Source organism: Bradyrhizobium sp. AZCC 2230, assembly GCF_036924495.1.
Classification (GTDB): domain Bacteria; phylum Pseudomonadota; class Alphaproteobacteria; order Rhizobiales; family Xanthobacteraceae; genus Bradyrhizobium; species Bradyrhizobium rifense.
In genome coordinates, this window is record NZ_JAZHRS010000001.1 from 4,753,860 (window position 1) to 4,780,853 (window position 26,994).

The following is a 26,994-nucleotide window of genomic DNA, read 5'->3' on the forward strand; positions in this document are numbered from 1 at the left end:
GATCGCTCAAGGCAACGCCACACGCATCATCATCACCGTGTCGGACCTTCAGGCCATACTGGGGCCGAAGAGCTTCGAGCAGGAAATTGCAATGCGCACTACCGTGCCGGGCGTTGCGACCGGCCTCGCCTGGACGCCCGCCGGCGGCGATATCCAGTTCGTCGAGGCGACCAAGCATTCCTGGCCGCGGCAAGCTGATCCTCACCGGCCAGTTGGGCGACGTGATGAAGGAAAGTGGGCAAGCCGCGCTGACGGACGCTCGGCAGCATCAGTCCACGCACGGTCGGTTTCCACGGCGCAATTCGCTAAAAAAGCTTGGCGCCAGGAATGCCGCCGATCTCGTCCATAAGGTCGCGGAGAATGACCCCGCTGCCGCTCATGATCGGCAAACCCGCTTTTTGACAGGCGTCAATGCGTGCCGTCCCGAACGCGCTAAACATGACTGCACGTCGACCGACCAACCGACTGCGGGAGCATGTCATGGCCAGCATCAATTTTAACAGCGCCTCTGACGTTCAAACCGATTCTGCGACAGCGACGCTCGCGCAGAACTGGTGGCTGTTCACGCTGCGAGGCATTTTCGGCATTATCTTCGGATGTCTCGCGCTGGCCCTTCCCGGGCCAACGATGCTGTCGCTGGTGCTGCTGTTCTCCGCCTACATGCTGGTCGACGGGGTGGCCGAGATCATCTCTGCCGTGCGGGCGATGCGTCGAAGGGACCGCTGGGGATTTCTAATCTTCGCAGGCCTGCTCAATATCGCCGTGGGTGTCTGTGCCTTCATCTGGCCGGGCCTTACCGTCCTTGCCTTCGTGTTGCTCGTTGCTTCCTGGGCAATTGTCTCCGGCGCGTTGATGACGGCCGCAGCTTTCCGCCTGAACATAGAGCATGGCCGGTGGTGGTTGGTGCTGGGTGGGCTGTTGTCGCTTGCGTATGGCGCGCTGCTGATCTTTACGCCCCTGATCGGTGCGCTCGTACTGACCTGGTGGATGGGCGCCTACGCCCTCACCTTTGGCATCGCGCTGGTCATCTTCTCTTTCCGGCTTCGGTCGCGGCAGCATCGGGGCGCCAGCCCCACGGCCGTTGGCACCGCGGCTTGAGGCGAGCCGGAGACGATGCACCAGAAATCGCGTCATCAAAGTCAACGAGGCCGGGCAAGCGCTCGGCCCACGCCGGAGACGGAACCGGCCGACGTCGACACTGATCTCACGTCGAGCCTCGTCGAGACGTTTCCCGCGAGCGATCCTCCCGCCTGGATTCCCCTGGCCCGGGTTGGCATCCCCGACCGACAGGCAAAATCCCGTTCCACCGCAAAAGTGCCTCGTAGATCGAGATGAATCTTCGAAAATATTTCTCCGAATAGCCCGGCAATGTACGGTAGCGGACCAGATCTTTTTTCACTTCCGGGTGGCTCTCGTAGCAAGACCGCCCATTTTTGTGCGTTGCCAACCCCAAAATATAGGCGTCAAGTGATCAGGGCCGCCGAACGCTAGGCTATGGCAATGCCGTGGACCGAGCCGTTTGCTAACTCTGACGAGTTGCGGCGTTGCATTCGCGACCTCGTCGCGCTTTCAGCGCTTCCTGCGGCGTGGCGAGACTTTGATGAACGCCAGGTCGGTGACAGCATCGTCGCTGCGTTGATCACTATGCTGAGTACCGATTTCGTTCTCATCATACTCCCCGGCCAAAGCAATCAACTTACTGAACTGATCCGCAGCGAACCGACCCTGAAGCCCGCAAGTCTGGATCGTGTGCGGACCGTGCTAAGGGAGGAAAACGCAGCGTTTGGCAGCGAACATGAGTTCGATGTCGACAATGGGTCCGGCGGCAACCTGCACGTAACAACCTCGCCGATCGGGTTGGGCGGCGATGCCGTGCTTGTCGCTGGTTCCTCCCGAGGAACGTTTCCGACCAAAACCGAGAGACTACTGCTGACGACCGGAGCAAATCAGGTGGCGATTGCCATCCAGCAGCGGCTGGCCGACGCCGATAAGAGACGGTTCACCACGTTGGTGCAACGGTCGACCGATTTCGTAGGCATCACCTCGCTTAGTGGCCATATTCAGCACGTCAATCCGGCGGGTCTTCAATCGCTCGGACTTTCCACCCTCGGCGAAGCACTGAACCTTCACATGTTTGATTTCGTTTCGCGAGAATATCAGCAGGCGGTTCGGAACGAGATCTGGCCCCTAGTGCTGCGCACTGGACGGTGGAAGGGGAAACTTGATCTCCAGCATTTCGGTTCCAGGACGCCAATACCGTTCCTGGTCGACTGGTTCAGGATCGACGATCCGCGGACCGGCGAGCCGATGAATGTCGCAACGGTCAGCCGCGATCTGAGTGCACAAAAGGCCGCAGAAGTGGAACTGCGCCTTCTGAACCAGAATCTCGAACGACGCGTGGAGCAACGAACAATCGAATTGGAGGTCGCGCACCGAAAGCTGCTGGCGGATAATTTCGAGCGCGAGCAGGCCGATCGCCGTATCCAAAAATTGCGTTACGAACTCTTCCATATGGCGCGCCTCACGGCCGCAGGCGAAATGGCTGCCGCCCTCACCCACGAACTTACCCAGCCGCTCACGGCAGTCATCAACTCGGTCAATGCAGCAAAGCGGTTGCTGGCAAGAGAGGATAGTGCCAGCCTCGCGATAGTGCAGGACATCGCAGATGAGGCGGCCAGCCAGGCATTGCGGGCGAGCGAAATTATCCGCGGTTTCCGCCAGTTCGTCAGCCTGGACGAGACCGAGCGGCGAATCGAGGCGCTTCCTTCGATCATCGAGGAAGCGGGCGCCCTGGCATTGAGCAGCGCTGCTCCGCTCGCTGCACGCCTCACGTTCGAATTTGACGATCAAGCCGCGGACGTATTCGTGAACCGGGTTCAAATCCAGCAGGTTCTCATCAATCTCATCCGCAACGCGTTTGAGGCGATGGTGGATCAGGAGAGGCGCGAAATCACCCTGGCAACCACAGTTCTCGGCGACGGCTGGCTCGAAGTTGCGGTGAGCGATATCGGACCCGGAATTCACGACGATATTGCCGGCCGGCTGTTCGAGCCATTCGTCTCGAACAAGCACAATGGCATGGGATTGGGTCTGTCGTTTTCGCGTTCGATTGTCGAAGCGCATGGCGGCAAATTGACGGCGGGGCAGAAACCCGGGGGCGGCAGCATCTTCCGCTTTACCGTGCCAACCGGCGGAACAGCCGATGCCAGTTGAACGAACGGTTTACGTTCTTGACGACGACGAAGCCGTTCTTCGTTCGCTGGAACGTTTGCTGAGTTCTGCCCACTTCGAGCCAGTTACCTTCGAGCGGCCCGAACAGTTTCTCAACGCAGCGAAGTCATTCAAACCTGGGTGTGTCCTGCTTGATGTCCGTTTGCCAGGCACGAATGGCCTGGACGTTCAGGCGCAGCTCAACCGGATGCGAAGCGATCTATCGGTCATTATCGTGACGGCCCAGGACGATGTCCAAACGGCAGTTCGTGCGATGAAGGCGGGCGCCAGCGATTTCCTACAGAAGCCCTACAGCGATCACGCCCTGCTTGGGGCCATTGAGGCCGCGTTTGAGCGGGAACCTCGCGTGACCAGCGATCGCGACATCGTCGACGCCGTTCGGCGCATCGCAAGCCTCAGTCCGCGCGAACGGGACGTCCTTGACGGGCTGATGGCCGGCCGTCCGAACAAGCTAATTGCATACCAGCTTGAAATCAGCGTGCGCACGGTCGAGGTGCACCGCGCGCGCATGATGGAGCGCCTTGGGGTACGCCAGCTCGCGGGAGCCATCCGCCTTGGCGTGATGGCGAAGCTGAGCGTCGCGTCAGCCCCGGACAAATGATGGCACAGCTCAAACGCACGCCGCCATCGAACTTTCGTCCATGCGGTCTTCCAGTGCACTGCGGTTTAGTATCTTGATTGTTCGTTTGCCCGCCAGACGAATAACGCCCCGCTGCCTCAGATCGGTCATCGCGCGACAAACCGTTTCGACCGACACTGCGAGATAATCGGCAATATCATATCGCGAGACCGGCAACACGACCTCCCCGTTTGCGTCGGAAGCACGCCCGTCAAGTGAGAGCAGGAAGGAGCCGACTTTCTCGAGCGCGGTGAGCCGGCCAATGATCAGAAGCTGGGCCTGGGAGCGGGTGAGAGACTCGAACGCGACATCGCGAAGTTCTCTCGCAAACTCGACATCGCGTTCCGCGACCAGTTCAACCCGCTGGCCCGGATAGCTCGCAAGCACCGTCTCGTCGGCGATCGCTTCGATCGTCGCCTCATTCCGACTGCCCAAAACAAAGAAGAAGTCCCGCGGCAGCATCAGGTCGACGATTTGCCGTCTTCCGTCCGAACGCACGGCGCATCGCCGGACCGCGCCGGTGATGACGTAGTACCAGTGGCCCGCAGGCCCCGGGTTATTTGGTATTTCCTGACCACGTCTGCACGCCATGATCTTGGCAAACTCATCAAGGCATTTCAGTGCATGGGGCTGTATCGAGAGCATCCGCCGATAGTAGTCCGCTGCATGGATCCTTGTTTTCATAGTCGCACCCTTCTTTTTTCGGAAACCACTCAGGGTGAACTATACCGCTGCAGGAACGTTCGAATGAATTTGACAAACTGCGGTACGTGAAAATACGTAATGCAGCTGCGCGTGCCGCAATAGGGACGGGTTGCACATCGGATTGCCGGAACATGGAGGTACAGGAAGTTGACTGCAGTCAACGACGCGAAGTCGCGCTAATTGTAACGTTGCAGTTCCGAACGACCCATCCCTCTCGACACGTTCGAGGCACGAAATGTCATCCATTCTGGCTGCCGGGACCGCTGCACCGGATTTCACGCTGCGGGTCACCCCTGATCAAAGCCTCACGCTCTCGAACCTCCGAGGAAGGCCCGTAATACTGGCGTTCTATCCGGCCGACTGGAGTCCGGTTTGTGGCGATCAGGTGACGCTGTACAACCAAGTTCTTCCGGAGTTCCACAAGCACAAGGCCGAGTTGCTGGGTGTCTCGGTCGACGGCGTCTGGTGCCATGCCGCCTTTGCCCGCGATCGCCGCCTGCACTTTCCGTTGCTCGCCGATTTTGAACCAAAGGGCGAAGTGGCGCGGAAATACAGCGCCTATCGTGCCAATGAAGGGGTCTGCGAACGCGCGCTGTTCGTGCTCGATCGACAGGGGGTTATTGCGTGGAGCTATTGCTCCCCGATCGCGGTCAATCCCGGCGCCGACGGAATTCTCGACGCCCTCGAAAACCTCACAGATGGGGCCAATGGCCATGGCCAATTTGACAACGCCCATCACGAAAAGTGATCATGTTCGCGGACCGGAATCGGCGCCGATCACGCTTGTGGAATACGGCGACTATGAGTGCCCGCATTGCGCGCTGGCCCATCCGATTGTCGACCGGGTGCAACTGTATTTCAGCGGGCGCATGCGGTTCGTGTTCCGCCACTTCCCCATGACCGAAGTTCATCCGCACGCCGAGATCGCCGCCGAAAGCGCCGAATTCGCAGGCGCAGCCGGGCTATTCTGGGATATGCACGACGCCCTATTTGCGAACCAGAGCAGGTTGAGCCTGCCAACGATCTTCCTGATCGCCGAACAACTCGGATTAACCGAGACGGAACTGCGGAACGCTCTGGAGACGGGGCAATACAGAAACAAGGTGCGCAGCGATTTTATGGGTGGAATCCGCAGCGGCGTGAATGGCACTCCGACCTTCTTCATCAATGGCGTGCGGCATGACGGTGGTTACGATTCTGCTTCCTTGGTGGCAGCAATCCAGATGCGCCTCGCCACCGACACGAGCGCATAGCCGCCCCGCGGGCGGCATCGGTGCAATCCTGCGAATCAAAAACCCTCCACGAATTGACAATGATCAGTGCCGCATCGAGGCTTCCGGATTATTCCTGCAACCCTGCTCAAGACCTCAGGAGAGAGCCATGGTTGCCTTCGGATTTCAGACGCCATCCCAATCGCATGTCGACGCGACTCCGTTACCGCACAGCCCAACGCGTCCGGCGCGACGCTATTCAGGCTGGATGATCTGGACCGCGCTTGCGGTCGCCCTCGCCGCCGGTCCGGCATTGCCGCAGGCAGGAGTGCAGCTCATCAAGGTCGATCTTTCGGTCGTGGCGAAGGGCTATCGGATGAGCAAGCTGATCGGCACTACCGTGATCAACGACAAGAACGAAAAGATCGGGACCGTCGACGACGTGGTCGCGGACAAGGACAAGAAGCAGCTCAGTTTCGCGGTGCTGCAGGTCGGCGGCTTCCTCGGCCTCGGCGGACATCTTGTGGTCGTACCGTATGAAAGCCTTGTGATCGATGAGACCGGCCAGAAGATCACCCTGCCCGGCGCGTCCAAGGACGAACTGAAGAAGCTATCGGCATTCAACTATCCGGCGTGATCGGAACCGCTGTTCGGAAAACATCCATGCGTGCGTCACCAGACGATATCCTAGACCGGATGCGCACCCGCGAAGTGACGGGCGTCTTCCACGCACGGAAGGCGCTCGTCGACGCCGCCGAGGAATTGCTTGTTGCGGGATTCGATCGCGCGGACATCGATGTCAGCGCCCCTGCCGATGAGCTGCAGCGGCGCTTGAACTACGCGTCGATTCCCCCGGCAGATCTTGCCGATATCCCGATCACGCCGAGGCGCCCTTTCACCGGCGGCGACGATATCGCCGGCACCCAGGCCGTCGTCGGCAGCATTGCCGGTTGCGCCGCTGCAGTGGCAATAGCGTGCTTTCTCGTGGTGAAGGACGTGAGGCCGCTCGTCATCGGCATTCTGTCAATACTGTGCGGGCTGGTCGTCGCCGGCATCGCCGTGCTCGTGGTACGTCGCCGGTTCGACCAGGAGCGCAGGCGGGGACTGGACAAGTTTTCCGAATGGGACGGCCTGTTGATCTGGGTACGGGTCAGTTCGCCGGAGAAGGAAGCGCTAGCTCAGGAGATCCTGATGCGGCACGGCGGCGACGCGGTCCACGTTCATGAAATCGAACTGGCCCGACGAACCGACGATCTTCCGCTCCATTCGCTGCGCCCCGATCCATGGCTCGGTGACGAACGGCTGGGACAGCCGTAGCGCGACTTGCATCCAAGACCTGTCGCCGTCGATCCAGCACGAACTTTTGTCGCCTGCCGGGAGCATGGCGACATCCGCGGCTCCCGGGCGAACTGAGATTTATACAACCGCCGATAAAACTTGGGGCGGAAGTTGATCATCGTCATGGCCGCCGGCGCGATCACTCATAGGATCGATCACGATCGGTAGCGTTATCACACCGAGCCCGCAACTCGCAGACCAGGAGCCAACCATGAAATCCAATAGTGAAATCGAGCGCGATGTCCGTGAAGAGTTGAAATGGGATCCAGACCTTGACGCGGAAGACATCGCCGTCTCCGTCAAGGATGGCGTTGTTACGCTGGCGGGCTTCACTCACAGCTACACCGACCGGATGGAAGCCGAACTTGCCGTCAAGCGCGTCGCCGGGGTTCACGCGGTCGCAAATGACATCGAGGTCCGCCTGCCAGCGATCGATCAGCGTCCGGATCCGGACATAGCCAGGGACGCGGTTGCCGCCCTGAAGTCGGAGCTGCCGATTTCGCACGACAAGATCAAGATCGTTGTCAAGAGCGGCTGGATCACCTTGGAGGGAGCGGCGGAGTGGCAATATCAGAAGACTGCCGCCGAGAGCGCCGTGCGAAAGGTCAAAGGCGTCAAGGGCGTGACCAACGTCATCACGGTCAAGCCCAAGGTCCAACCTACCGACATCCAGCGCAAGATCCAGGAAGCGTTCAAGCGCAACGCCGAGGTGGACGCCAATCGGATCACCGTCGAAGCTAACGGCGGCGAGGTGATCCTCAAGGGTACCGTTCGCTCCTGGATCGAACGCGAGGAAGCCGAGCGCGTCGCGTGGTCGGCGCCTGGCATCACCCACGTCGAAGATCGGATCGTAGTCAGTCCGTAGCACGGCGAGCCGCATTGTCCGCCAGAGATAGTCCCATCCAAGACAAAAGGAGAATCCCATGAGGTTAAAATCGCTGGTTCCGTTCCGTGAAGGCGGCGCGCTGATGCGGCCGGATTTCGGATTGTTTGGGCTGCACCGGGAGATTGACCGCCTGTTCAACGAATTCGCGCAAGGCATCGGTCCAGGCGGCGCGCAGTCCATCGTCCCCAACATCGAAATCACCGAAACCGAAAAGGCGATCGAGGTCAGTGCGGAGATGCCGGGACTCGAACGCAAGGACGTCGAGATCTCGATCGAGGACGATACCCTGACGATCCGCGGCGAGAAGAAGGTCGAGGAAAAGCAGAAGGACAAAAACGTCCAGCTCAGCGAGCGCAGCTATGGCGTGTTCCTGCGCGTGTTGCAGTTGCCCCCCGGCATCGATCCATCGAGCGTCCAAGCCACGATGTCCAATGGAGTCTTGAAGCTCACAATTCCGAAACCGGCCAAATCGGCACCGAAGAAAATCGAGGTCAAGGAAGCCGCTTGAGACGCCGAGAGGTAGCGGGACGCGCTGGCGGTGCCCTCCTCCAACGCTTGCGCGCCCCGCACGCGGTCGAACGATCGACGCGACGCCCGATTTGAATTCCCGCCGAGGCACGGACCGGCGACGCACTGTACATCGAGAGCACGAACCGCGACCCTAACCAAGGAGCCTGATCATGGCGAAAGCAATTGGCATCGATCTCGGAACCACCAACTCTTGCGTTGCCGTGATGGAGGGAAGCAAGGCCAGGGTCATTGAAAATGCCGAGGGCGCCCGCACCACGCCATCGATGGTCGCCTTCAGCGACGATGGCGAAGTGCTGGTCGGGCAGCCGGCCAAGCGCCAGAGCATCACCAATCCGGAAAATACGGTCTACGCCATCAAGCGGCTGATCGGTCGGCGCTACGACGACCCCATCACCGAAAAAGACAAGACGATGGTGCCTTACCACATCGTACGCGGCGACAATGGTGACGCCTGGGTCGAGATCAAGGGCAGAAAATACAGCCCGAGCCAGATCAGCGCCTTCATCCTCACCAAGATGAAGGAGACCGCGGAAGCCAATCTCGGCAGCAAGGTGACGCAGGCCGTGATCACCGTGCCGGCCTATTTCAACGACGCGCAGCGCCAGGCAACCAAGGATGCCGGTCGCATCGCCGGGCTTGAAGTGCTGCGCATCATCAACGAGCCGACCGCGGCCGCCCTTGCCTACGGGCTGGACAAGAAGGGCAGCGGCAAGATCGCGGTCTACGATCTCGGCGGCGGCACCTTCGACGTCTCGATCCTCGAGATCGGCGACGGTGTGTTCGAGGTCAAGGCGACCAACGGCGACACCTTCCTCGGCGGCGAGGATTTCGACAAGCGGATCATGGATTATCTGGCCGACGAATTCCGCAAGGAGCAAGGCATCGACCTGCGCAAGGATCGCTTGGCGCTGCAGCGGCTCAAGGACGCCGCCGAAAAGGCCAAGATCGAACTTTCCAGCGCCACCCAGACCGACGTCAATCTGCCGTTCATTACCGCAGATCAGAACGGGCCGAAGCACCTCAACATCAAGCTGTCGCGCGCGAAGCTGGAAGCGCTGGTCGACGACCTGATCCAGCGCACGATCGACCCGTGCAAGGCTGCGCTAAAGGACGCTGGCTTGCAGGCGTCCGATATCAGCGAGGTTGTGCTGGTCGGCGGCCAAACCCGCATGCCGAAGGTTCAGGAGATCGTCCAAAAGCTGTTTGCGCGCGAGCCGCACAAGGGCGTCAATCCGGACGAAGTCGTGGCCATCGGCGCGGCGATCCAGGCCGGCGTGCTGCAAGGCGACGTCAAGGACGTGCTGCTGCTCGACGTCACCCCGCTGTCGCTCGGCCTCGAGACGCTCGGCGGAGTGATGACCAAGCTAATCGATCGCAATACAACAATACCGACCAAGAAGAGCCAGGTATTCTCGACGGCGGAGGACAACCAGACCGCGGTCACCATCCGCGTGTTTCAGGGCGAACGGGAGATGGCGGCCGACAACAAGCTTCTTGGCCAGTTCGATCTGGTCGGCATCCCGCCGGCGCCGCGCGGCATGCCGCAAATCGAAGTTACGTTCGATATCGATGCCAACGGCATCGTCAACGTATCGGCCAAGGACAAAGCGAGCGGCAAGGAACAGAGCATCCGGATCCAGGCGTCCGGTGGGCTGAGCGAGGCCGACATCCAGAAGATGGTCAAGGAGGCCGGAGCCCATGCCGATGAGGACAAGCGGCGCAAGGAACTCGTCGAGGCGCGCAACCACGCCGATGCGGTGATCTACTCCACTGAGAAGTTGCTGAGGGAATCGGAGACGAAGATTCCCGCTGACCTAAAGAAGCAGGTCGAGCAGACGATCGCCGACGCGAAGCAGAGCCTGACGGCGGACAACCCGCAAACCATCCGTCAGACGGCTGACCGTCTGCAGCAAGCGGCGTCAAGGATCGGTGAAGCCCTCAGCCAGCCGCAAGCGGCCTCGCAGGGAGCCGGTGGCGCAGGCGGGCAAGCGAGCGCCAGCAGCGGCTCTTCCGGCGACGACGTCGTCGACGCCGAATTCGAAGAGGTCGATCCCCGCGACCGCAGGGCATCCTGAGGCCTTGAGACTTCAAGTTGCCTCGACGCGGTGAGACGCAGGAGAACGGCATGACGACGAACACAATGGATAAGGATGCCGGCCCGTCAGTCGCGGGCGAAGCCCAAGACAACGACAACGCGGGCGAAATCGCGTCGTTGCGCGAGCGGTTGATGCGCGCTTTGGCCGAGACGGAAAATACCAGGCGGCAGGGCGAACGGCGTGCGCAGGACGCCGGCCAATACGCGATCACGAACTTTGCCCGTGAGTTGCTGCAGGTTGTCGACAATCTCCACCGCGCCATCGATGCCGGCGCGGCAGGCCGCGAGGCGAGCGGAACCGACGGGCTGATCGAGGGCGTTGCCGCCACCGACCGCATCCTGACTCAGATTCTCAATCGCTTCGGCGTCGAGCAAATCAAGGCTCTCCACCAACCGTTCGATCCCAAAAAGCACGAAGCGGTGATGGAGACGGACGAGACAGACCAGCCGGCCGGCAGCGTGGCCCAGGTTCTGGAGGACGGCTACATGCTTCACGACCGTCTGCTACGGCCGGCGCGTGTGGTGGTGGCCAAGCCCCGGCAGCCATCGTCGCAAGCGGAACAACCATGACGCTGCATTCGCTCGCCGTGAGCCAGGCGCAAACAGGAGTGGGCATTGGCCGCAGATCCCTACACAACGCTGGGCGTGAAAAAGGACGCTACGTCAGACGAAATTCAGAAGGCCTATCGCCGCCTGGCGAAGAAGCTGCACCCCGACTTGAACCCCGGCAACAAGACAGCGGAAGACAAGTTCAAGGAAGTTTCGGCCGCCTATGACCTGCTGAGCGACCCGGAAAAGCGCGCGCGCTTTGACCGCGGCGAGATTGACGCTTCGGGAACGGAGCGGCCACGCCAGCAATATTACCGCGATTTCGCCGATCAAGGGGGCTGGTCGGCCTACACCAACAATGCCGGCTTTTCCGATTTCGGCGATTACTCCGGCGCCGAGGATATTCTCTCCGAAATCTTCGGCCGCGGCGACCGCGCAGGCCGCCGCCGGCGCGGCCAGGACGTGCACTACCATCTCAATCTTACGTTCCTGGATGCCATCAACGGTGGCAAGCAATCTCTCGTGCTCCCCGATGGCTCCGCGCTTGACGTCAGCATCCCGCCGGGCACGCGGGACGGTCAGGTTCTACGCTTGAAAGGCAAAGGTCGCTCGGGGGTGGGAGACGGCCCGCCCGGCGATGCGCTGATCGAGGTCAGCGTGCTGCCGCATCCCTATTTCATCCGCAAGGGCGACGACATCTATCTGGATTTGCCGATCTCCCTGAAGGAGGCGGTGCTGGGCGCCAAGATCAAGGTGCCGACCCCGAGCGGAATGGTCACGGCGGCGGTGCCGAAATGGTCGAATACCGGGCGAGTTCTCCGACTGAAGGGCCGCGGCGTGCCGCGCGCCGACGGCAGCAAAGGCGATCAATACGTCACACTGAAGCTGGTGCTTCCGCAAAAGCCCGATCGGGAGTTCGAGAAATTCGTCGCGCAGTGGCAGCCGGTGGCGGACAGTCCACGGCAATCGATGGGAGTGTGACCGTGGAGACCCAGGAATTCATCAGCCGATCGCATCTTGATGCAGCAACATTGAACATCTGGATTGATGAGGAATGGCTGATACCGCGCGCCAACGGCAGCGCTCTTCAATTCTCTGATGCCGATCTCGCGCGGGCCCGGCTGATCCGGGATCTCAAGTTGGACCTTGGCGTCAACGACGAAGGCATTGCGATCATCCTGCATCTCCTCGACCAGCTCCACGGACTGCGTTCCCTGGTGAGGGATATCCACGCGATCGAAACGACCGACCGGGCCAGGGATTCCGGCTGAGGATCCCGGCTGACCGGTGGCGCGGGAATACGACGCGCTCTTCAATGAAACGCGTAGCGAAGAATGGCGGTGAGCGGGGCTCGATCCGGCAACTCCTCCCTCCGCGCGCCCATTACCCTGGCGCCGGTGTAAAGCGCGCGCCGCGCGACTTCATCGACGACGCTGTAAGTCTCGGCATCATCGGAGGCTGCGTAGGTAACGCTGCCGTCGACGTCGCTGACGAGGCCGGGAACGACGGCATCAAGATCGACGAGGAGCTGATCGATGGCACCAGCGGTCGCGGCATGCGCGGCATAGGACACGTCCGTAGTTGCGAGGCGCGGCTTCAGTTCGTCGTAACGGGCGATCACGGCGGCCAGATCGCGGGAATAAAGCCGATCCAGGATCGGGATCGCTGCATCTTCCAGTTCGGCATCCGTCGTCTGATCCGGATTTCCCTCGATCATCTCATGTGCCAGTCCCGGATAGGTGTTGACCGAACGGAACATCGACGCGAGCGGCTCCGCCGCCGCCAGAACCAGCGCCGTGTTCCGTTTGGCCAGCACGCCGTAGACGGCCTGCTCGACCTTCCTGACATATTGTTGCAGCAACACCTTCTCTCCTTCCAGATTCTGCAGGTGGCCGCTTGGCGCCCGGACGTGAACCGATGGCCGCCGCGTCGCCTCCCCCGCATTCGCAGGCAGGCCCGGAACCTGCAGCCGCTCCGGCGGCAAATTGGCGAACGCATGGACCAGCCGAACGCTCTCTTTCGCCAGCGCGAGCACGTAGATATCGTGCCGCGAAGTCATCGCCCGTATCAGCGGCGTCAGATGGAATCGGTCCGCGACCTCTGCCAGAGGCTTTGGCGAATTCGGGAGACGCAATGTTCGCGTTGCGCTCGATGTGGCGAGCACCGCCAGCCCATTGGCCTGATAGTGCCAGAAGGAATCGACCGGGTCCGGCTTTGCGTGCCGATGCCTTCGGACCTTTTCCTGGTCCTGGACATCGGGCTCGACGCCTGCGAGACGATCGAATTGCTCCGCGAACGCGGTAAACTCAACCTTGCCGATACCTGCCTCCTTCAACTGAGACAGGGCGTCCTTGGCGAGGTCCTTGAAGGCGGTGCGATTGACCTTGGCACTGGCACCGAGGGGAGACGTCGGCAGATACAGGGAAACGCAGGTTTCACCCTTGACCTGCGCGAGCGCCTTGAACTCCTCCAGGCTCGGAATCTCGATATGGAGCATCGGCCCTCGCTTCAGGCGGCCGGGAGACCGTCTTTCATATCCAATCTAGAGCGATGTTCGCTGAAGCACCGCACACCGGCATTGATGGCCGTCAATCAAGGCGGCATCTCGAGCGGCCAGGCGAATGCGCAACAGGCGGCTAGCCCGATCAGGATGTGCCCCCATTCCAGGAGTCCCCAGTCGCGCATCAGTTTCCGGATCGGCGAAACCGGCTTCCCGAGTGGAATGGCGAAGAGCCAGATGTTCACCGGCATCATCACGAAATAGGCATACGGCCAGCTCGCCAGAATGGTGATGCCTCCGATGGTCCAGCGGACGTCGCCATTCACCCTGAACTGGATGAAGGCGGTCGTGGCCGAGAGGACCGCAAGCACTGACAGTCCAGCGTGCCGCGCCGGTTGCTCAGTTTCCATTCCTGAACCATCGCACGGCCATTAAGCCTCAGCCGGGCCGGCTGCTCGACAAGGCTGATGTAAATCGTGGCGCCGAGGAAGGCGGCTGCGACAGCGAAGGCGTAGAGACCGGGCCGCATCGCTTGGCGCTCCTGACGCGAGACCGTTGGCTCATCCCTCAATGCGACATGAACACAGGAACGGTCATCGATTTCAGCATATCGCGGGTCACGCCGCCCAGGATGACCTCACGCAGTCTGGAATGGCCGTAACCACCCATAACGATCAGCGTTCCGGAATTATCGGCGACATAGGAGAGTATGGCGCTAGTGACGTCGATGTCGGGCGCAGGAATCCTTTCGAGCTGAACCTTGACATCATGGCGCGCGAGGTGCTTCGCCATTTCGACGCCGCGGACTTCCCTGTTCTCGCTGTTTGTCTTCTCATTCAGCACGATCAGCAGATCGACCGTGTTCGCCCTGGTCAGTAATGGCAGCGCATCGTTGAGCGCGCGGGCTGCCGCGCGGCTGCCGTCCCAGCAGCACACCATGCGATGAAGCTTCAGCCCGTCCTTTTGAATATACGGTACCACGATGAGCGGCCGTCCGGACTGGAATAGCGCGGTTTCGATCATGTCATCGTTGTCGACGCGACCGGGCTCGGATTGCATGAGCACGCTGAGATCGAAGCGCCGAGCCAGGTTCGCCAGGATCGCCGGCGCCTCCGCGCCCTGCGTCCTGAGCAACCGGTGCTCCGCTGAAATCAAGCTCCGTTTGGCTGCCGCATCGAAGCGCTCTATTGCGGCCACCGCGGATTTCTCGCTTTCAGCGGTCATCTGGGCCACGATGTCAGGCGGCAATTCCAGCACAACATAGCCCGGAAACTCCGGAGTGTATGCGAAAGCCACTCCCGCGAGATGGGTGTCGCAGATTTCCGCGATCGAAATGGCAAAGTCGCGAGCCGGATTGCGCGCGACCTGATGCTCCAGATTGATGACAACGTCCTTGATCATAGAGATGCTCCGAGAGCAAACGCCGGGCCGTCGCAGAGGGTACTGTCGAGCATCCCGCCACTTTTGGCATTGATGCCGGTCAACGAACGTGGCCCGTCATTGATAGAAGCGGGGGCGACGACCATCAAATTGTTCACGTTCACGCATTCATCAGGAACCAAGCCGCCCAATCGCGGTTGTAACGGCACCGTTCTGCATGATCACCTGTATGATCACCTGTTTCACGTTCCCGCGCGGTCACTCGTTGGCTTGCGCTTAAGCCGTGGCATTCCGTGTTGTCCCGATTTTGCCGGGAACGGCGTTCCTGAATCCAAGTCGATCTACCAAGTCGATCTACCTAGCCCATGCCTCGCTACTTCTTTCACTTCCGGGTCGAAGCATCCCTATTCAAGGACGAGGAGGGCGAAGTGCTCGCGGATGTTTCCGTGGCCTTGCAACACGCCAGGCGCGTCGCGGCCGAACTGGTGCACGGCGGAGAATCGACGAACGCGGCGATCGTCGTGGTCGAAGACGGTCGGCGACTTTTCGAAGTTCGGCTGTCGGAATGTGGCGACTAAAACGACCGTCGTCGAATTCCCGACCCTCCGTCCGTGTCCGAAAGATGACTCGCGACGCCGACAGCAGCTTCAGTAGCAATCTTCGATCCGGCGAACGCGCCAACCCCATCCGTCCCAGAACCGTTCGCGCCGGACGTAACATCGGGGCCCGAAATAGACCGGCTCGTAGACTTCACCGTAGTATGGCCTAGGTGCGGCAAGCGCGGCACCCAGGATGGCGCCCGCCGCCAGGCCGCCGATAACGGGGCCAACAGGGAAGCCACGATGCCATCGGGCATCTGCAGGTGTCGGGAACGTAACCGCACCGATCGCGACGGTTGCAGCAACTGCGAGTGTGGCCAGGGTCTTTTTCATCATGCGATCTCCACTTTTACGTTGCGGCGAAATCCAGTACCCGGCAAGACGAAGTTCCGGACACACATCCGCGACAGCGTGATGGTAGCGGCTCGGACGGCGACCGCATTGGCGTTCGTCAAGTGCCCGACTAAGAAACGCGATTATTGATCGCCGTCAGCGCGTCGAACGCCCGGCTTGTCTTCTATGGCATTGCCGGCCTCGGCAACACCGACCTAAACAGGAGAACCTCCATGGCCGTGACTCTTAACCGACGAGCGTATGAGCACGCCAAAACGCTGATCGATGAAGGACGATTCGTATTCGACGAGCGCGATGACTGGAGCGAGCACCAACCGTCTGCACTGCAGGAAAGCGAATATATCCGTCTCCGCGGTTTTGCCGAATACGGCAAATGGTTTTTGGGGATCAACGACGAGAGGCCCGAAAATACCAAGGCGCACTACGCGTTTCCCTTCGGAGATTTCAGGGATATTCACCGTTGTGGCGTACTTGCTGCGGAAAGCCGAGCCGGCCAATACCGACATTACGACATCGAGAATGCGGCAGCCCACCTGCACGGCATGCTGGAAGGCCGCAAGGCTGCAACGGTGTCGAAGCGTACTCGTACAGCTTCGCCCAACAGGGCATCGCGCGGCACCCGACATTCGCTAAGATAATGCCGACTCCGCGTCATCGGTTCACGACCCACAGCGCCACGCTGAGCAGCAAGCTGATGAGCAGGCATGTCGCGAGCGGAAAATACAGCGTCATATTCTCCCGCTCGATCACGATATCACCGGGCAGCCGTCCCAGTCCGAGCTGGCTCAAAAAGGGCCAGAGCATACCGGCTGCCAGGATCACAAGGCCGAGGACGATCAGAACACGCGCCATCGCAGTCAATCCTCGCTTCTTCCGTCAATTGTCGCGGCGCTGACCGAACAACTGAAGGAAGATCATGAACAGATTTATGAAATCGAGGTAGAGCGACAGCGCGCCGAGCACGGCCTTCTTGCCGGCGATATCAGCGCTGTCGGACTCCAGATACATCTCCTTGATGCGCTGGGTGTCATAGGCGGTAAGGCCCACGAATACGATGATCCCGATGATGGAGATGGCGAACTGAAGGGCGCTTGACCCGACAAAGATATTGACGAGGGAGGCGATCACGATACCGATCAGGCCCATCATGAGGAACGAGCCGAAGCGCGAAAGATCGGACCTAGTCGTATAGCCATAGAGGCTCATGACGCCGTAGGTCGCCGCCGTGATGAAGAACACGCGCGCAATCGATTCACCGGTGAACACCAGGAAGATGCTTCCGAGCGAGAGCCCCATGACGGCGGCATAGAGCCAGAACAGCAGCATCGCCGTTTCTGCGCTCATGCGCTGGATGCCGAAACTGAGCACCAGCACGAAGCCGAGCGGAGCCAGCATCACGAGCCAGATCAGCGGCGTGGCCGCAATGGACTGATAGAAACCCGAGGCCGCCGCGGCGTAGGCAACGATACCGGTCAGTGCCAGTCCGCCGGCCATATAGCCATAGACACGTTGCACATGGGCACGCAGGCCTGCGTCGATCTGGGCGCCGGCCGACGGCGGAAAGCCTGTTCCGCGTGAAGCCCTGCGAGCATCGGAATCAAAATAGCTCATTTCTTGCTCCTGTGGTTGCTCACATCTACCAATAAGCGCCGTGCCGGGATCGCCGGTCGATCAGCAGCAGTCCGATGAGCAGCGCCAGCAGCAGGACGGCGACACCGTAGGTACCGGGGAACACCAACCAGAACATCCAAGCACCCAATAAGGCGGCGAACGCAGCAAACCAGAACACCGTCGCCACCGCGACGCCGGCCATCACCAGCAGGAACGGCAGCAGCAGGACCACGACCGCGACCACCAGGATTCCCAATATCAGCTGCTCAAGGATCATTGCCACCTCCAGATGGCGTGGCCTTGACGGACGTCAACGCCCGGCCGGCCCGTTAGTGAGCATGCAGCGTACGTTCGCTGCGAACCTGGTCGGCGGTATAGGGCTTGGCGAACGGATCGAACGAATGCCAATCGGATTGCGGTAGAGGTCACAGCGCTCCCCAAGCTTAACCGCGGATTGGTTCATCATCGCCTCTATTCGCGGCACGTCAGTCGGCGATACTCGCGCGGCAACCAGTGTTCCGCCGCGACGCACGCCCTCGACAAACACATGTGCATCCTCTTCGCTGATGCCGGCATTGGTCAGCGCGCCAAGCAGGCCGCCGGTTGCGCCGCCGATCGCCATGCTGCCCAACAGCGCCGCAAGCCATCCGGCGCCGACTACCGCGCCGACGCCCGGAAGCGCGAGCATGGTGACAAGACTGGCAGCGGTCGCCGCTGTCGCGGCGATCGCGACCCCGACCGCAGCGTCCTCGAATTTGCCGATGGTCGCAGCATCTCCGCTCGCGCCCTGCTTCCGCAGCGGAACCACGTTGGAGGCCTTCCCGGTCCGGTACCAGCTGTCGGAATTATTCGAGATGAGGCTGGTTTCCGACAGCGCTATGCCTTCGGCTTCGAGCCCGATGACGACCCGGTTCGCGTCGGCATATGAATCGTAGAGACGACAGATGGTGATCAGCATGACATGGTCCCATCGCGTAAGCCGCGGATCGGCCGAGACCGGCGCGACAAAATTAGCGATGTCGATTTTCTTCGTCGCCCCGTTCCATCACCTTGACGAATGTCAAGGGAACGTCGGGGATTTCGCCGTGATGTGAGCACAGTCTTTTGCCAATCTCGGCGGGCGATTGTCTGCGTATCCGCAAAGAGGTTGCGGGTTCGCTGACCTCCTCCAGCCGGGTCATGAGGATGCGGTTCGCATGTCCACTCTTGTTTCAGCGCTCCAGGATGCCGCGGCTTCGCGGGAGGCGTGGCCCGATGCGCTCAAGGCGCTGACGGAGGCGGCCGGCGTCGCAGGCGCCGCCCTGATCATTTCGAACAAGAGCACGGGAAATGTGGAAGAGGCCTGTTTTTTCGGCCTGAGCGCTGAATTCAAGTCCGATTATATCAGGCACTACGCCGCCCTCGACCCATACTCGCCGTTGCTCGATCGAAGCTGGAAAAAACTCTCCGAATGCTTCCCGGATCCGGTATTGCGCAGAAGCGAATGGTATAACGATTTTGTACTGGCATGCGGCGTTCGCGACATTCTTGGGGCGCGGCTTGTCGATGCGCGCGACTATCGCGTCACCTTCGGTATTCATCAGCAGATCGGCCGGAGCTTTCCCGCGAAGCTCGATTCCCTCATCGAGCTGGTGACGGATTCCTTGCGGCGAGCAGCCGAGCACAACGTCGAGCATTCGCGTTCGACAATTGGTGCACGCCATGAACCCGCCGCCGAACTTTCGTCTGATAGCAGCCGGTTTTATTTCCATATCGACAATGGCAAGTGGTATGCGGACGAAACAGGATCCGTCCATTCAACGCCGGATCAGGCTGCGGCGCATGCGCTTACGATCGCCCTGGAACTGGCGCAAGACGACAGCTGGCATGGAGCATCGGTTCTCGTCACGAACGCCAGGGGACGCCCAATTGCGCGCGTGCGGATTGGCCGATAACGCCTGGTCGCAAGTTTAGCGCTGTTCCAATGGAGCAAGGACTTGCCGCCTATTTCGGCAACGCGCGCGAAACCACATTGCCCGGCGGATCGACGGCCGGCGATCCATCATTTGCATGCGCCATCTGCGCCAGGCGTTCAATGCGGCCAGTGTCGGTGACGATATCCGACGGCTTCTTTGCGCGGTTACCTTTGCCGAGTATGGGTCCCGCTTGGAGATCGGCGAGATAGCGGGCGCGCACAGCTCCTTTACAGGAATCGCCTTTGATCGAGCTGGCGGTCTTCGACGGGATCATCACCTCCAGCGACGCGACCGAGTTGTACTTTTGCCTCTCGGCGCCGTCTCTGGCGCCCACGCTCCGTGCAGCCAAATTGTGTAGCGACGGGAGCGACCTCTCGTTCGATACTCGATGACGTAGCTGCGCTTGCCAGAACTAAAGATCCGGAATCCGAAGCCGGGCAGTTCGTCATGATCAGGGGTAGTCCTTCTCTTGGGCTTCCGCCGCCTCGACGACCCTCTTCGTAATCTTGACCATGCCGTTCCTCGTTCCGGGCGCGATCTCTCGCGTAAACAGCGCGTAAGCACGCTGGAGAGAATCGGTGGCGGGCTTTCGGATTGGAACGTCGCTCGCATCCGGAGAGCGCGCAGGGCGATCCCAAAATTTATGATTGGCGCCCGCAGCCACGCCCCACTGTCATCGTCCGGCTTGACCCGATGATCCAGCATTCGAGATGTCCATGATAGAACCGAAAGGCCGCGGCCTGCTGGATAACTCGCAGAAGCCCGTCATCGGGCTCGCCGAGGCAAGACCCGGGATGACAATTGAGGGTGCGGGCCGCTCCGCGCGCCGCACAGCACCACTCAGTCGACAGCGGCCTCTACTCCGACGCCTGCTGGCGCAACTCCGCCACGTCTTGCGCGGTGAGGTGCGATGATTTGCTGCCGAAGCGCGCGGTGACGTAATTGGCGAGCGCGGCGATTTCCGTATCGGAAAAGGCATCGCCGAACGCCGGCATCGAGATGGCGTCGGGTGGGGTGTGCCGCTTGGTTCCGTGAAGCACGACCTGGACGACATTGACCGCACTGGGATCGTTGACCGCCCACGCTCCGGTGATTGTGGCAAAGGGCGAGATCGAACTTTCGCCGGTCCAGCCGTGACAACTGACGCAGGCGCCTTCGAATACCATCTTGCCGCGCGCCTCTTGTGTGCCGCCTCCCTGCTTGTGCGAGGCCGGCGCGGGCGGCGCCACGCTCGCCGGCAGGTCGGGCGAGGTGATCGGCGGCACCGTACGCAGATAGGCCGTCAAGGCGCGGATGTCCTCTGGCACCAGATGGTTCAAGCCGCGGTCGACCGCTTCGCCCATCGGCCCCGAAGCGGTGCCGTGGCCGTTGGCGTGGCCGATCGCAAGATAGGCGACGAGATCGTCGTCGCTCCAGCCACTGATGCCGGTCGCCTTGTCCGATGTGACGTTGTAGGCGCGCCAGCCTGCAGTGACGGCACCGGCAAATTTCTTGCGGTTGTCCAGCGCAAACGCCAAGTTTCGCGGCGTGTGGCATTCGCCGCAATGGGCCAGCGCCTCCGCGAGATAAGCGCCCCTGTTCCATTCCGGAGTCTTCGAGGTGTCGGGCTCAAACTGCGTATCCCGATTGAACACCGCTGACCATAACCCCATCGCCCAGCGCTGGTTGAACGGAACTTTCAGCGTGTTCTCGGGATCCTCCGCGCGCACCGGCGACAGGCTGAACAGATAGGCTTTGATTGCAAGCGCGTCCTCGTCGGTCATATAGCTGTAGGAGGTAAACGGCATTGCCGGATAAAGCCGCGCGCCGTCCTCGCGGATCCCGCGACGAACCGCATTGAGAAAATCCTGATCGCTGTAATTGCCGATTCCGGTGTCTTTATCGGGAGTTATGTTGGTTGAGTACAGCGTGCCGAATGGCAGCTTGAAACCGAGGCCCCCGGCATAGGGCTTGCCGCCCTGGGTGGTATGGCAGGCCTCGCAATCCGCCGCCCGCGCCAGATAGGCGCCGCGTTCCACCAGGCTCGCCTTGGCGAGCGCGGCCGGGACGCCGGTGGGATTGGGGCCGTGGTAATCTGCGAGCTTGACCTTCGGGCCATCCGCAAACGCCATCGGATCGGGACCGCGCAGGATCCAGGCGGCCGCGACCACCGCGATCACCACGATCCCTGTAACGCTAACGAGAATGCGGCGCGTGGCGGAGCTCATTCTTTCCTCCCCACAGCGATTAGCGAGCGGTCGATCGGCAGTCGCCGCAAGGCAACGCCGGTCGCGGCATAAATCGCGTTGCGCAGCGCCGGCGGCCCCGCCGTCACGCCGGTTTCGCCGATGCCGCCCGGCGCCTCGCCGCTCTTGATGATATGAACCTCGATCTTCGGCGTCTGGTCGATGCGCAGCATGCGGTAGTCATGGAAGTTGGATTGCTGAACGCGACCTTTGTCGATGGTGATCTCGCCGTAGAGCGCAGCGGTCAGGCCGAAGATCAAACCGCCTTCGAGCTGGGCCACGATGGTATCGGGATTGACGGCGATTCCGCTATCGACCGCGGATGTTACGCGATGCAGATGCACTTCGCCTTGTTCATCGACCTCCGCTTCCACCACAGTTGCGATGAAGCTGCCGAATGACGGTTGCACGCTGACGCCGCGTCCGATGCGTGCGGGAAGCGGCTGGCCCCAACCAGCTTTTTCCGCGACCAGATTGAGCGCGGCCAACAGACGCGGGTTCTTCCCCAGCATACCGCGGCGGAAGTCGATCGGATCCTTGCCCGCCTTGCGCGCCAGTTCGTCCATGAAGCTTTCGATCGCAAAGACATTGTTGTTGGGACCGACGCCGCGCCAGAACCCGGTCGGCACCGCCGGCGGTTCGGTGCGGACATACTCGACGTGGAAATTGGGAATGTCGTAAGGCGCATCGACGGCGCTGTCGATCGCGTCGATATCGATGCCTTTCTGGAATGCCGGCGGCAGCCAGCGCGCGATCACCGCCGCGCCGCTGACCTTGTATCTCCAGCCGACGATCTTGCCGTCGGACAAAGTCGCCGAAATCGTGTCGCGATAGACCGGACGATAGACGTCATGCTGGATGTCTTCTTCGCGGGTCCACACCACTTTTACGGGGCCATCGACCTGCTTTGCCACGCGCACCGCCGCGACCACCATGTCGGGCTCGAGCTTGCGGCCAAAACCGCCGCCGAGCAGGTGGTTGTTGACGGTCACTCTCTCGACCGGCAGCCCGGCCGCTTTCGCCGCCTCCGACTGCACCCGGGTCATGATCTGGGTACCGGTCCAGATTTCGCAGGAGGAGGGTGTGACGTGAACCGTGGCGTTCACCGGCTCCATCGTCGCATGTGCGAGAAATGGAAGCTCATACGACGCGTCAAGCCGCTCGCCGGTTGCGAGGCCCTTGGCGATATCGCCTTCGGATTTTGCGACCACGCCGTCCTTTTCGCTAGCCGCGCGGATGTCCTGCCAGATGTCCTTGGAGGTGATGCGTGCGTTCGGGCCTTCATCCCAGTCGATCACCAGCGCATCGAGACCCCTCTTGGCGGCCCACATATGGTCGCCGACCACCGCGACCATGTCGTCTAGGACGACGGTCTTCTGCACACCGGGAATTCTCTTGGCGGCGCTGTCATTGACTTTACGAATCTTGCCGCCGAACACCGGACACGCCGCCACGGTTGCGAACTTCATGCCAGGGAGGATCGCGTCGATCCCGTAGACGGCCTTGCCGTTGGCCTTGTCGGGCGTGTCGAGGCGCTTCAGCGGCTTGCCGATCAACACGAAATCGTTCGGGTCCTTGAGCGCGACGTCTTGTGGCGGCGTTTGGCTCCCGGCGGCTTGCGCCAGCGCGCCATAGGAAAGCCTGCGTCCGCTCTCTTTATGGATGACCTCGCCGTTCGCCGCCGTGCAGCTTGCCGGATCGACCTGCCATTGTTGCGCGGCGGCTTGGACCAGCATGGCGCGGGCGCCGGCGCCGCCTTTGCGCAATTGTGTCCACCACGCCCGGATCGAATTGGAATTGCCGGTGACCTGAAGACCAAACACCGGATTGCCGTAGAGCTTGTCGTTTGGCGGCGCATGCTCGAGCGTCACATGTGGAAAATCGGCGTCGAGTTCCTCGGCTAGGATCATCGCGATCGCGGTGTAAACGCCCTGACCCATTTCGACCTGCGGCATCACCAATGTGGTATGGCCGGCGTGATCGATGCGAATGAAGGCATTGGGCGCGAACTTGCCCTCCGTCGCGTCCGGCGGCTGCAGCGGCTCGTTTGGCGCCAGCGCAGGCAGGGGGAGATGGAATGCGAGCAGAAATCCGCTCGCCAAACCAGTCGTCAGCACTGTGCGGCGCGAAACGTGGCCGGAAAACTTTTCGGCAAGACTAGTTTTTTCTGCAAGGATCATGGCGCGGTCCTACGACTGGCGGCCGGAGGCGGCCTGTTTGATGGCGGCACGAATCCGCACATAGGTGCCGCAGCGGCAGATATTTCCCGCCATCGCAGCGTCGATGTCGCTGTCGTCTGGATTGGAGGTGGCCCCGAGCAAGGCGGCGGCCGACATGATCTGGCCCGGCTGGCAGTAGCCGCACTGGATCACTTCGAGATCGAGCCAGGCCTTCTGCACTTTCGCACCAGAAGGCGTCGCGCCGACGCCTTCGATGGTGGTGACGGGGCGATTGCGGATCGCGCCGACCGGCAGCATGCAGGAACGCACCGGCTTGCCGTCAATATGCACGGTGCAGGCGCCACATTGCGCGATGCCGCAGCCGAATTTTGTTCCGGTCATGCCGAGCACGTCACGCAGAACCCACAGCAGGGGCATATCCGCCGGCGCGTCGAACGATTTCGGCTCGCCATTGATTGTCAGGGTGGTGGCCATCGGAACCTCCAATTCGGCGATCACCGGACATCGCCGGTCGCGGTGTAGCTTGCCAGGGACGGATTGAGGTGGTGGTTGGATCGTATCGCGCTGCTATCCGTCAACAAAGCAGAGATATCTTTTGCAGCGCGGACCTGCGGTGCCGACACTGTCAAGTTGACGAGGGCCTCCCAGCGTTGACGACTGTCAACGCAACGAGCGCGATGGCAGCGTAAACTCTTGCAACAGAGTGCAAGGCTGCGGGGCCACCGACCAGCGATCCGAGCCCAGGCACCGGTTTTCATATGCCCAACGGGGGCCGGCAATCGAGGAGACGACACTATGGTGACCACAATACAGCGCGCACCCATGACGGAGCACGGAACCACATCTTCGCTGATCGCAAGCGAGCGGGTGGAAGGAACTGCGGTCTATGACGCGCACGGTAAGCGCATCGGGAAGGTCGAGCGCCTTGTGATCGATAAAGCCAGCGGCCGCGTCGCCTACGCGGGCTTTCTCGGCATCGGCGCGGACCATTATCCGATTCCCTGGCCGATGCTGGACTACGATGAGAAGCTCGGCGGATACCGTGTGGACATCACCGAAGAGCAACTCGAGAACGCCCCGAAGATCGAACAAGGGGAAAGCTGGGAGCAAGCGAACCGGGACCGCGACGAGGAGGTCCATGGTTATTGGGAGCAACCCGCACCGGTGCAAGAGCGCCAAACTTCATCCCTGATCACAAGCGACAGGGTGGAGGGAATGCCGGTCTATGATGAGCGCGGTAAGCGCATCGGGAAGGTCGAGCGCCTGATGATCGACAAGCTCACCGGCCGGATCGCCTATGCGATCCTGAGTTTCGGGGGCTTCCTCGGCATCGGCGCGGACCAATATCCGATTCCCTGGTCGATGTTGACCTACAATGAAAAGCCCGACGGCTTCCAACTGAACGTCACCGAAGAGCAACTCAAGAACGCCCCGAAAATCGAACAAGGGGAAAGCTGGGAGCAAGCGAACCGGGACCGCAACCAGGACGTCTACGACTATTGGGAAGTCAGATACTATTGGCTTGTGGAATAGGCCGGATCCGGAGTCAGCCGACATCCCGGGAGGACAGCGGTAGGGAAGGGACGAGAATTTCTCGTCGCCCACCTTGTCGGCGGTCGCCCGAATCATGGTTGCCTTGGGAAATGATAGCGGACGCCCGGCAGGGGGCGTCGCAGGGGGCGTCTCGACTTCAGTTCGGGAGCTAACGTGACCGTCTGCTAAATCTAAAAGAGCAAACAAGCCGAAATTATCGCATCCCGTGGTAAAGTGGCTATCGTGCCTCGCGAGCAAGCATGCCAAGGTTCGGTTACCTACCTCTGCCGTGGACCGGTGCGCAGGTAGAAGGGGACGCTGGCCCACCGCCAATTGTGGCATCACGGACGCGGGATACCCTTTGTACTCCGGCGCATGCGGCTGTCGATTACAACATCCGACGAATTATCAGCTCGCTTTTTTGGTGGATTGCGCCGGCGCCGGCAGCATCAGCGGATCTTTGAGAACGACGATTTGACGCGACCCTTCAGCATCCACGACCTCAAGAGCTGACAGCTCCAAGCCATCTTGTTCGACGTATACCTCGCGGGGCTCGTTGATCAGATGAGTCAATCCCTCAAGTGCAATATCGATGACGTCGTTCTTTGGGTCGTAGGAAATCCCCAGAAGCGGCAACCACTCTGCCTCGATCCGGTCACCGAGCTTGAGCGAGGCCACCTCTATCTCTGCGCGCTTGCTGACAAGTGCCTTTGACACCCGATCGAAGTAGCCGCGCCACTGCAATTTCTCGATCTTCATTATCTCGACCTCCAAATTGATCCTGCTGCGGTCGCACGCATTAGCCTCTCTATTACGGTATTCGCGGCTCGCTCGAATGCGCTGACGCTGGTCAATATTCCCGCAAATTTCGAACGAGAGGCCGGATTTGATCGTATGAAAATCTCCGAACCATTCATCCGCAGCCCCGTCGCGACCTCGCTCCTGATGGCGCTGGCGGTTGTCGGCATTGCGGCCTTTCCGCTCCTGCCGGTGGCGCCGCTGCCGCAGATCGATTTCCCGACCATCCAGGTCGCCGCGCAGCTTCCGGGAACAAGCCCCGAAACCATCGCGGCAACCGTGGCCCAGCCGCTAGAGCGCCAGTTCGCGCAAATCTCCGGTCTCACGGACATGACGTCGACGAGCATGCTCGGCGCAACCTCGATCGGTCTGCAACTCGATCTCGACCGCACTTCGATGCCGCGGCGCGAACCGTCAGCTTCCCACCAATCTCACCTCGCCACCTACTTAAGGTGAACCCGGCAGATTCGCCGATCCTGGTCATCGCCGCATATTCGGATACGTTGCCGATCACCACCGTCGATGACTTCGCGGACACGGTCACCGCTCAGCAGATTTCGCAGATCAAAGGGGTGGCGCAAGTCGTGATCGGGGGCGAGCAGAAGCCGGCGGTGCGCGTTCAGGTCGACCGCGCAAAACTGCAGACGCGAGGGCTCGCGCTCGAGGACGTGCAACCTCGGACGCTCCCAAGGGC

Annotated in this window: 30 protein-coding genes and 4 pseudogenes; 20 read left to right on the plus strand and 14 right to left on the minus strand. The window is 61.0% G+C overall.

Annotated features, from left to right (window positions below; translation table 11 throughout):
- The first annotated feature begins 224 nt into the window (after positions 1–224).
- The 4 genes from V1280_RS46830 to V1280_RS22825 all read left to right on the plus strand — a co-directional run bounded on the left by V1280_RS46830 (position 225) and on the right by V1280_RS22825 (position 3,832).
- A complete protein-coding gene (locus V1280_RS46830; protein WP_442895152.1) occupies positions 225–500 on the plus strand; it encodes a hypothetical protein in 276 nt (91 codons plus the stop codon).
- Complete coding sequence (locus V1280_RS22815; protein WP_334529141.1) at positions 481–1,098, plus strand: HdeD family acid-resistance protein; 618 nt, start codon at positions 481–483, stop codon at positions 1,096–1,098. Before V1280_RS46830 ends, V1280_RS22815 begins: the two co-directional genes overlap by 20 nt.
- A 402-nt stretch (positions 1,099–1,500) precedes the next feature.
- Positions 1,501–3,213, plus strand: coding sequence for a PAS domain-containing sensor histidine kinase (locus V1280_RS22820; protein ID WP_334529144.1), 1,713 nt, complete (start codon positions 1,501–1,503; stop codon positions 3,211–3,213).
- A complete protein-coding gene (locus V1280_RS22825; protein WP_334529147.1) occupies positions 3,203–3,832 on the plus strand; it encodes a response regulator transcription factor in 630 nt (209 codons plus the stop codon). The genes V1280_RS22820 and V1280_RS22825 overlap by 11 nt, the downstream gene beginning before the upstream one ends.
- A gap of 9 nt (positions 3,833–3,841) precedes the next feature.
- Here V1280_RS22825 and V1280_RS22830 read toward each other — a convergent pair whose 3' ends face one another.
- Positions 3,842–4,534 (minus strand): helix-turn-helix domain-containing protein, encoded by a 693-nt coding sequence (locus V1280_RS22830; protein ID WP_334529150.1) that lies wholly within the window; start codon positions 4,532–4,534, stop codon positions 3,842–3,844.
- A gap of 256 nt (positions 4,535–4,790) precedes the next feature.
- On the opposite strand from V1280_RS22830, the gene V1280_RS22835 reads away from it, so the two are divergent.
- From V1280_RS22835 to V1280_RS22880, 10 genes are all read left to right on the plus strand, one after another.
- Positions 4,791–5,303 carry a redoxin domain-containing protein gene (locus V1280_RS22835; protein WP_334529152.1) on the plus strand — a complete coding sequence of 171 codons (513 nt, stop codon included), beginning with the start codon at positions 4,791–4,793 and terminating at the stop codon, positions 5,301–5,303.
- Positions 5,269–5,808 carry a DsbA family protein gene (locus V1280_RS22840; protein ID WP_334529155.1) on the plus strand — a complete coding sequence of 180 codons (540 nt, stop codon included), beginning with the start codon at positions 5,269–5,271 and terminating at the stop codon, positions 5,806–5,808. Before V1280_RS22835 ends, V1280_RS22840 begins: the two co-directional genes overlap by 35 nt.
- Before the next feature lie 127 nt (positions 5,809–5,935).
- Complete coding sequence (locus V1280_RS22845) at positions 5,936–6,403, plus strand: PRC-barrel domain-containing protein (protein ID WP_334529158.1); 468 nt, start codon at positions 5,936–5,938, stop codon at positions 6,401–6,403.
- A 26-nt stretch (positions 6,404–6,429) separates the two neighbouring features.
- Entirely contained in the window at positions 6,430–7,083 is a 654-nt protein-coding gene (locus tag V1280_RS22850) for a hypothetical protein (protein WP_334529161.1), read from the plus strand.
- Between the two features lie 232 nt (positions 7,084–7,315).
- Positions 7,316–7,969, plus strand: coding sequence for a BON domain-containing protein (locus V1280_RS22855; protein WP_334529163.1), 654 nt, complete (start codon positions 7,316–7,318; stop codon positions 7,967–7,969).
- A 58-nt stretch (positions 7,970–8,027) separates the two neighbouring features.
- Entirely contained in the window at positions 8,028–8,498 is a 471-nt protein-coding gene (locus tag V1280_RS22860; protein ID WP_334529166.1) for an Hsp20/alpha crystallin family protein, read from the plus strand.
- A gap of 172 nt (positions 8,499–8,670) precedes the next feature.
- Positions 8,671–10,596: a molecular chaperone DnaK gene (dnaK, locus tag V1280_RS22865; RefSeq protein WP_334529168.1), complete on the plus strand. Its 1,926-nt coding sequence runs from the start codon at positions 8,671–8,673 to the stop codon at positions 10,594–10,596.
- Between the two features lie 50 nt (positions 10,597–10,646).
- Positions 10,647–11,186 (plus strand): nucleotide exchange factor GrpE, encoded by a 540-nt coding sequence (locus V1280_RS22870; RefSeq protein WP_334529171.1) that lies wholly within the window; start codon positions 10,647–10,649, stop codon positions 11,184–11,186.
- Positions 11,187–11,231: 45 nt separating this feature from the next.
- Positions 11,232–12,146 (plus strand): DnaJ C-terminal domain-containing protein, encoded by a 915-nt coding sequence (locus V1280_RS22875; RefSeq protein WP_334529174.1) that lies wholly within the window; start codon positions 11,232–11,234, stop codon positions 12,144–12,146.
- Positions 12,147–12,148: 2 nt separating this feature from the next.
- On the plus strand, positions 12,149–12,436 hold the full coding sequence (locus V1280_RS22880; RefSeq protein WP_334529176.1) for a chaperone modulator CbpM: 288 nt from the start codon (positions 12,149–12,151) through the stop codon (positions 12,434–12,436).
- Between the two features lie 41 nt (positions 12,437–12,477).
- On the opposite strand, the gene V1280_RS22885 is transcribed toward V1280_RS22880, so the two are convergent.
- The 3 genes from V1280_RS22885 to V1280_RS22895 form a co-directional block, all read right to left on the minus strand.
- Positions 12,478–13,662, minus strand: a complete 1,185-nt coding sequence (locus V1280_RS22885; RefSeq protein ID WP_334529179.1) for a baeRF11 domain-containing protein — start codon at positions 13,660–13,662, stop codon at positions 12,478–12,480.
- Positions 13,663–13,757: 95 nt separating this feature from the next.
- A complete protein-coding gene (locus V1280_RS22890) occupies positions 13,758–14,075 on the minus strand; it encodes a DUF1772 domain-containing protein (protein WP_334529182.1) in 318 nt (105 codons plus the stop codon).
- 157 nt (positions 14,076–14,232) lie between these two features.
- Complete coding sequence (locus tag V1280_RS22895) at positions 14,233–15,066, minus strand: universal stress protein (RefSeq protein WP_334529184.1); 834 nt, start codon at positions 15,064–15,066, stop codon at positions 14,233–14,235.
- 344 nt (positions 15,067–15,410) lie between these two features.
- On the opposite strand from V1280_RS22895, the gene V1280_RS22900 reads away from it, so the two are divergent.
- Positions 15,411–15,623 (plus strand): DUF6894 family protein, encoded by a 213-nt coding sequence (locus tag V1280_RS22900; protein WP_334529186.1) that lies wholly within the window; start codon positions 15,411–15,413, stop codon positions 15,621–15,623.
- A 69-nt stretch (positions 15,624–15,692) separates the two neighbouring features.
- Here V1280_RS22900 and V1280_RS22905 read toward each other — a convergent pair whose 3' ends face one another.
- On the minus strand, positions 15,693–15,980 hold the full coding sequence (locus V1280_RS22905; protein ID WP_334529189.1) for a hypothetical protein: 288 nt from the start codon (positions 15,978–15,980) through the stop codon (positions 15,693–15,695).
- A gap of 143 nt (positions 15,981–16,123) precedes the next feature.
- On the opposite strand from V1280_RS22905, the gene V1280_RS22910 reads away from it, so the two are divergent.
- Positions 16,124–16,636, plus strand: coding sequence for a hypothetical protein (locus V1280_RS22910; RefSeq protein WP_334529192.1), 513 nt, complete (start codon positions 16,124–16,126; stop codon positions 16,634–16,636).
- 13 nt (positions 16,637–16,649) lie between these two features.
- On the opposite strand, the gene V1280_RS22915 is transcribed toward V1280_RS22910, so the two are convergent.
- From V1280_RS22915 to V1280_RS22930, 4 genes are read right to left on the minus strand one after another with little or no spacing between them, the layout of a single operon-like run.
- Positions 16,650–16,850 carry a DUF2905 domain-containing protein gene (locus V1280_RS22915; RefSeq protein WP_334529195.1) on the minus strand — a complete coding sequence of 67 codons (201 nt, stop codon included), beginning with the start codon at positions 16,848–16,850 and terminating at the stop codon, positions 16,650–16,652.
- A 24-nt stretch (positions 16,851–16,874) separates the two neighbouring features.
- Complete coding sequence (locus V1280_RS22920) at positions 16,875–17,609, minus strand: Bax inhibitor-1/YccA family protein (RefSeq protein WP_334529198.1); 735 nt, start codon at positions 17,607–17,609, stop codon at positions 16,875–16,877.
- 25 nt (positions 17,610–17,634) lie between these two features.
- On the minus strand, positions 17,635–17,886 hold the full coding sequence (locus tag V1280_RS22925) for a hypothetical protein (RefSeq protein ID WP_334529201.1): 252 nt from the start codon (positions 17,884–17,886) through the stop codon (positions 17,635–17,637).
- Positions 17,887–17,919: 33 nt separating this feature from the next.
- Entirely contained in the window at positions 17,920–18,567 is a 648-nt protein-coding gene (locus V1280_RS22930) for a hypothetical protein (protein ID WP_334529204.1), read from the minus strand.
- Between the two features lie 238 nt (positions 18,568–18,805).
- Between V1280_RS22930 and V1280_RS22935 the strand changes: the two genes are divergently transcribed.
- Positions 18,806–19,543 carry a DUF6894 family protein gene (locus V1280_RS22935; RefSeq protein WP_334529207.1) on the plus strand — a complete coding sequence of 246 codons (738 nt, stop codon included), beginning with the start codon at positions 18,806–18,808 and terminating at the stop codon, positions 19,541–19,543.
- Between the two features lie 133 nt (positions 19,544–19,676).
- Here V1280_RS22935 and V1280_RS22940 read toward each other — a convergent pair.
- The 4 genes and pseudogenes from V1280_RS22940 to V1280_RS22955 form a co-directional block, all read right to left on the minus strand.
- Positions 19,677–20,078: pseudogene (locus V1280_RS22940) on the minus strand (integrase arm-type DNA-binding domain-containing protein); the annotation flags it as partial.
- 343 nt (positions 20,079–20,421) lie between these two features.
- Positions 20,422–21,771: a cytochrome c gene (locus tag V1280_RS22945; protein ID WP_334529210.1), complete on the minus strand. Its 1,350-nt coding sequence runs from the start codon at positions 21,769–21,771 to the stop codon at positions 20,422–20,424.
- Entirely contained in the window at positions 21,768–23,969 is a 2,202-nt protein-coding gene (locus V1280_RS22950) for a xanthine dehydrogenase family protein molybdopterin-binding subunit (protein WP_334529213.1), read from the minus strand. The genes V1280_RS22945 and V1280_RS22950 overlap by 4 nt, the downstream gene beginning before the upstream one ends.
- A gap of 9 nt (positions 23,970–23,978) precedes the next feature.
- The gene (locus tag V1280_RS22955; RefSeq protein ID WP_334529216.1) at positions 23,979–24,443 is read right to left on the minus strand and encodes a (2Fe-2S)-binding protein; all 465 of its coding nucleotides are present in this window, start codon (positions 24,441–24,443) and stop codon (positions 23,979–23,981) included.
- Between the two features lie 321 nt (positions 24,444–24,764).
- On the opposite strand from V1280_RS22955, the pseudogene V1280_RS22960 reads away from it, so the two are divergent.
- Positions 24,765–25,118 (plus strand): annotated as a pseudogene (locus V1280_RS22960) (PRC-barrel domain-containing protein); the annotation flags it as partial.
- 63 nt (positions 25,119–25,181) lie between these two features.
- A pseudogene (locus tag V1280_RS22965) lies at positions 25,182–25,502 on the plus strand (PRC-barrel domain-containing protein); the annotation flags it as partial.
- A gap of 408 nt (positions 25,503–25,910) precedes the next feature.
- Here V1280_RS22965 and V1280_RS22970 read toward each other — a convergent pair.
- On the minus strand, positions 25,911–26,261 hold the full coding sequence (locus V1280_RS22970) for a DUF5335 domain-containing protein (protein ID WP_334529219.1): 351 nt from the start codon (positions 26,259–26,261) through the stop codon (positions 25,911–25,913).
- A gap of 135 nt (positions 26,262–26,396) precedes the next feature.
- Here V1280_RS22970 and V1280_RS22975 point away from each other — a divergent pair.
- Positions 26,397–26,974: pseudogene (locus V1280_RS22975) on the plus strand (efflux RND transporter permease subunit); the annotation flags it as partial.
- Between the last annotated feature and the right edge of the window lie 20 nt (positions 26,975–26,994).

Bases quoted from the DNA above. Each gene is read 5' to 3' on its own strand.
- V1280_RS22835 (WP_334529152.1), top strand. From the start codon at position 4,791: ATGTCATCCATTCTGGCTGCCGGGACCGCTGCACCGGATTTCACGCTG.
- V1280_RS22950 (WP_334529213.1), bottom strand. From the start codon at position 23,969: ATGATCCTTGCAGAAAAAACTAGTCTTGCCGAAAAGTTTTCCGGCCAC.
- V1280_RS22915 (WP_334529195.1), bottom strand. From the start codon at position 16,850: ATGGCGCGTGTTCTGATCGTCCTCGGCCTTGTGATCCTGGCAGCCGGT.
- V1280_RS22945 (WP_334529210.1), bottom strand. From the start codon at position 21,771: ATGAGCTCCGCCACGCGCCGCATTCTCGTTAGCGTTACAGGGATCGTG.
- V1280_RS22830 (WP_334529150.1), bottom strand. From the start codon at position 4,534: ATGAAAACAAGGATCCATGCAGCGGACTACTATCGGCGGATGCTCTCG.
- V1280_RS22925 (WP_334529201.1), bottom strand. From the start codon at position 17,886: ATGATCCTTGAGCAGCTGATATTGGGAATCCTGGTGGTCGCGGTCGTG.
- V1280_RS22870 (WP_334529171.1), top strand. From the start codon at position 10,647: ATGACGACGAACACAATGGATAAGGATGCCGGCCCGTCAGTCGCGGGC.
- V1280_RS22885 (WP_334529179.1), bottom strand. From the start codon at position 13,662: ATGCTCCATATCGAGATTCCGAGCCTGGAGGAGTTCAAGGCGCTCGCG.
- V1280_RS22930 (WP_334529204.1), bottom strand. From the start codon at position 18,567: ATGCTGATCACCATCTGTCGTCTCTACGATTCATATGCCGACGCGAAC.
- V1280_RS22820 (WP_334529144.1), top strand. From the start codon at position 1,501: ATGCCGTGGACCGAGCCGTTTGCTAACTCTGACGAGTTGCGGCGTTGC.
- V1280_RS22850 (WP_334529161.1), top strand. From the start codon at position 6,430: ATGCGTGCGTCACCAGACGATATCCTAGACCGGATGCGCACCCGCGAA.
- V1280_RS22855 (WP_334529163.1), top strand. From the start codon at position 7,316: ATGAAATCCAATAGTGAAATCGAGCGCGATGTCCGTGAAGAGTTGAAA.
- V1280_RS22860 (WP_334529166.1), top strand. From the start codon at position 8,028: ATGAGGTTAAAATCGCTGGTTCCGTTCCGTGAAGGCGGCGCGCTGATG.
- V1280_RS22935 (WP_334529207.1), top strand. From the start codon at position 18,806: ATGTCCACTCTTGTTTCAGCGCTCCAGGATGCCGCGGCTTCGCGGGAG.
- V1280_RS22815 (WP_334529141.1), top strand. From the start codon at position 481: ATGGCCAGCATCAATTTTAACAGCGCCTCTGACGTTCAAACCGATTCT.
- V1280_RS22825 (WP_334529147.1), top strand. From the start codon at position 3,203: ATGCCAGTTGAACGAACGGTTTACGTTCTTGACGACGACGAAGCCGTT.
- V1280_RS22920 (WP_334529198.1), bottom strand. From the start codon at position 17,609: ATGAGCTATTTTGATTCCGATGCTCGCAGGGCTTCACGCGGAACAGGC.
- V1280_RS22845 (WP_334529158.1), top strand. From the start codon at position 5,936: ATGGTTGCCTTCGGATTTCAGACGCCATCCCAATCGCATGTCGACGCG.
- V1280_RS46830 (WP_442895152.1), top strand. From the start codon at position 225: ATGAAGGAAAGTGGGCAAGCCGCGCTGACGGACGCTCGGCAGCATCAG.
- V1280_RS22895 (WP_334529184.1), bottom strand. From the start codon at position 15,066: ATGATCAAGGACGTTGTCATCAATCTGGAGCATCAGGTCGCGCGCAAT.
- V1280_RS22905 (WP_334529189.1), bottom strand. From the start codon at position 15,980: ATGATGAAAAAGACCCTGGCCACACTCGCAGTTGCTGCAACCGTCGCG.
- dnaK (WP_334529168.1), top strand. From the start codon at position 8,671: ATGGCGAAAGCAATTGGCATCGATCTCGGAACCACCAACTCTTGCGTT.
- V1280_RS22900 (WP_334529186.1), top strand. From the start codon at position 15,411: ATGCCTCGCTACTTCTTTCACTTCCGGGTCGAAGCATCCCTATTCAAG.
- V1280_RS22840 (WP_334529155.1), top strand. From the start codon at position 5,269: ATGGCCAATTTGACAACGCCCATCACGAAAAGTGATCATGTTCGCGGA.
- V1280_RS22890 (WP_334529182.1), bottom strand. From the start codon at position 14,075: ATGGAAACTGAGCAACCGGCGCGGCACGCTGGACTGTCAGTGCTTGCG.
- V1280_RS22955 (WP_334529216.1), bottom strand. From the start codon at position 24,443: ATGGCCACCACCCTGACAATCAATGGCGAGCCGAAATCGTTCGACGCG.
- V1280_RS22970 (WP_334529219.1), bottom strand. From the start codon at position 26,261: ATGAAGATCGAGAAATTGCAGTGGCGCGGCTACTTCGATCGGGTGTCA.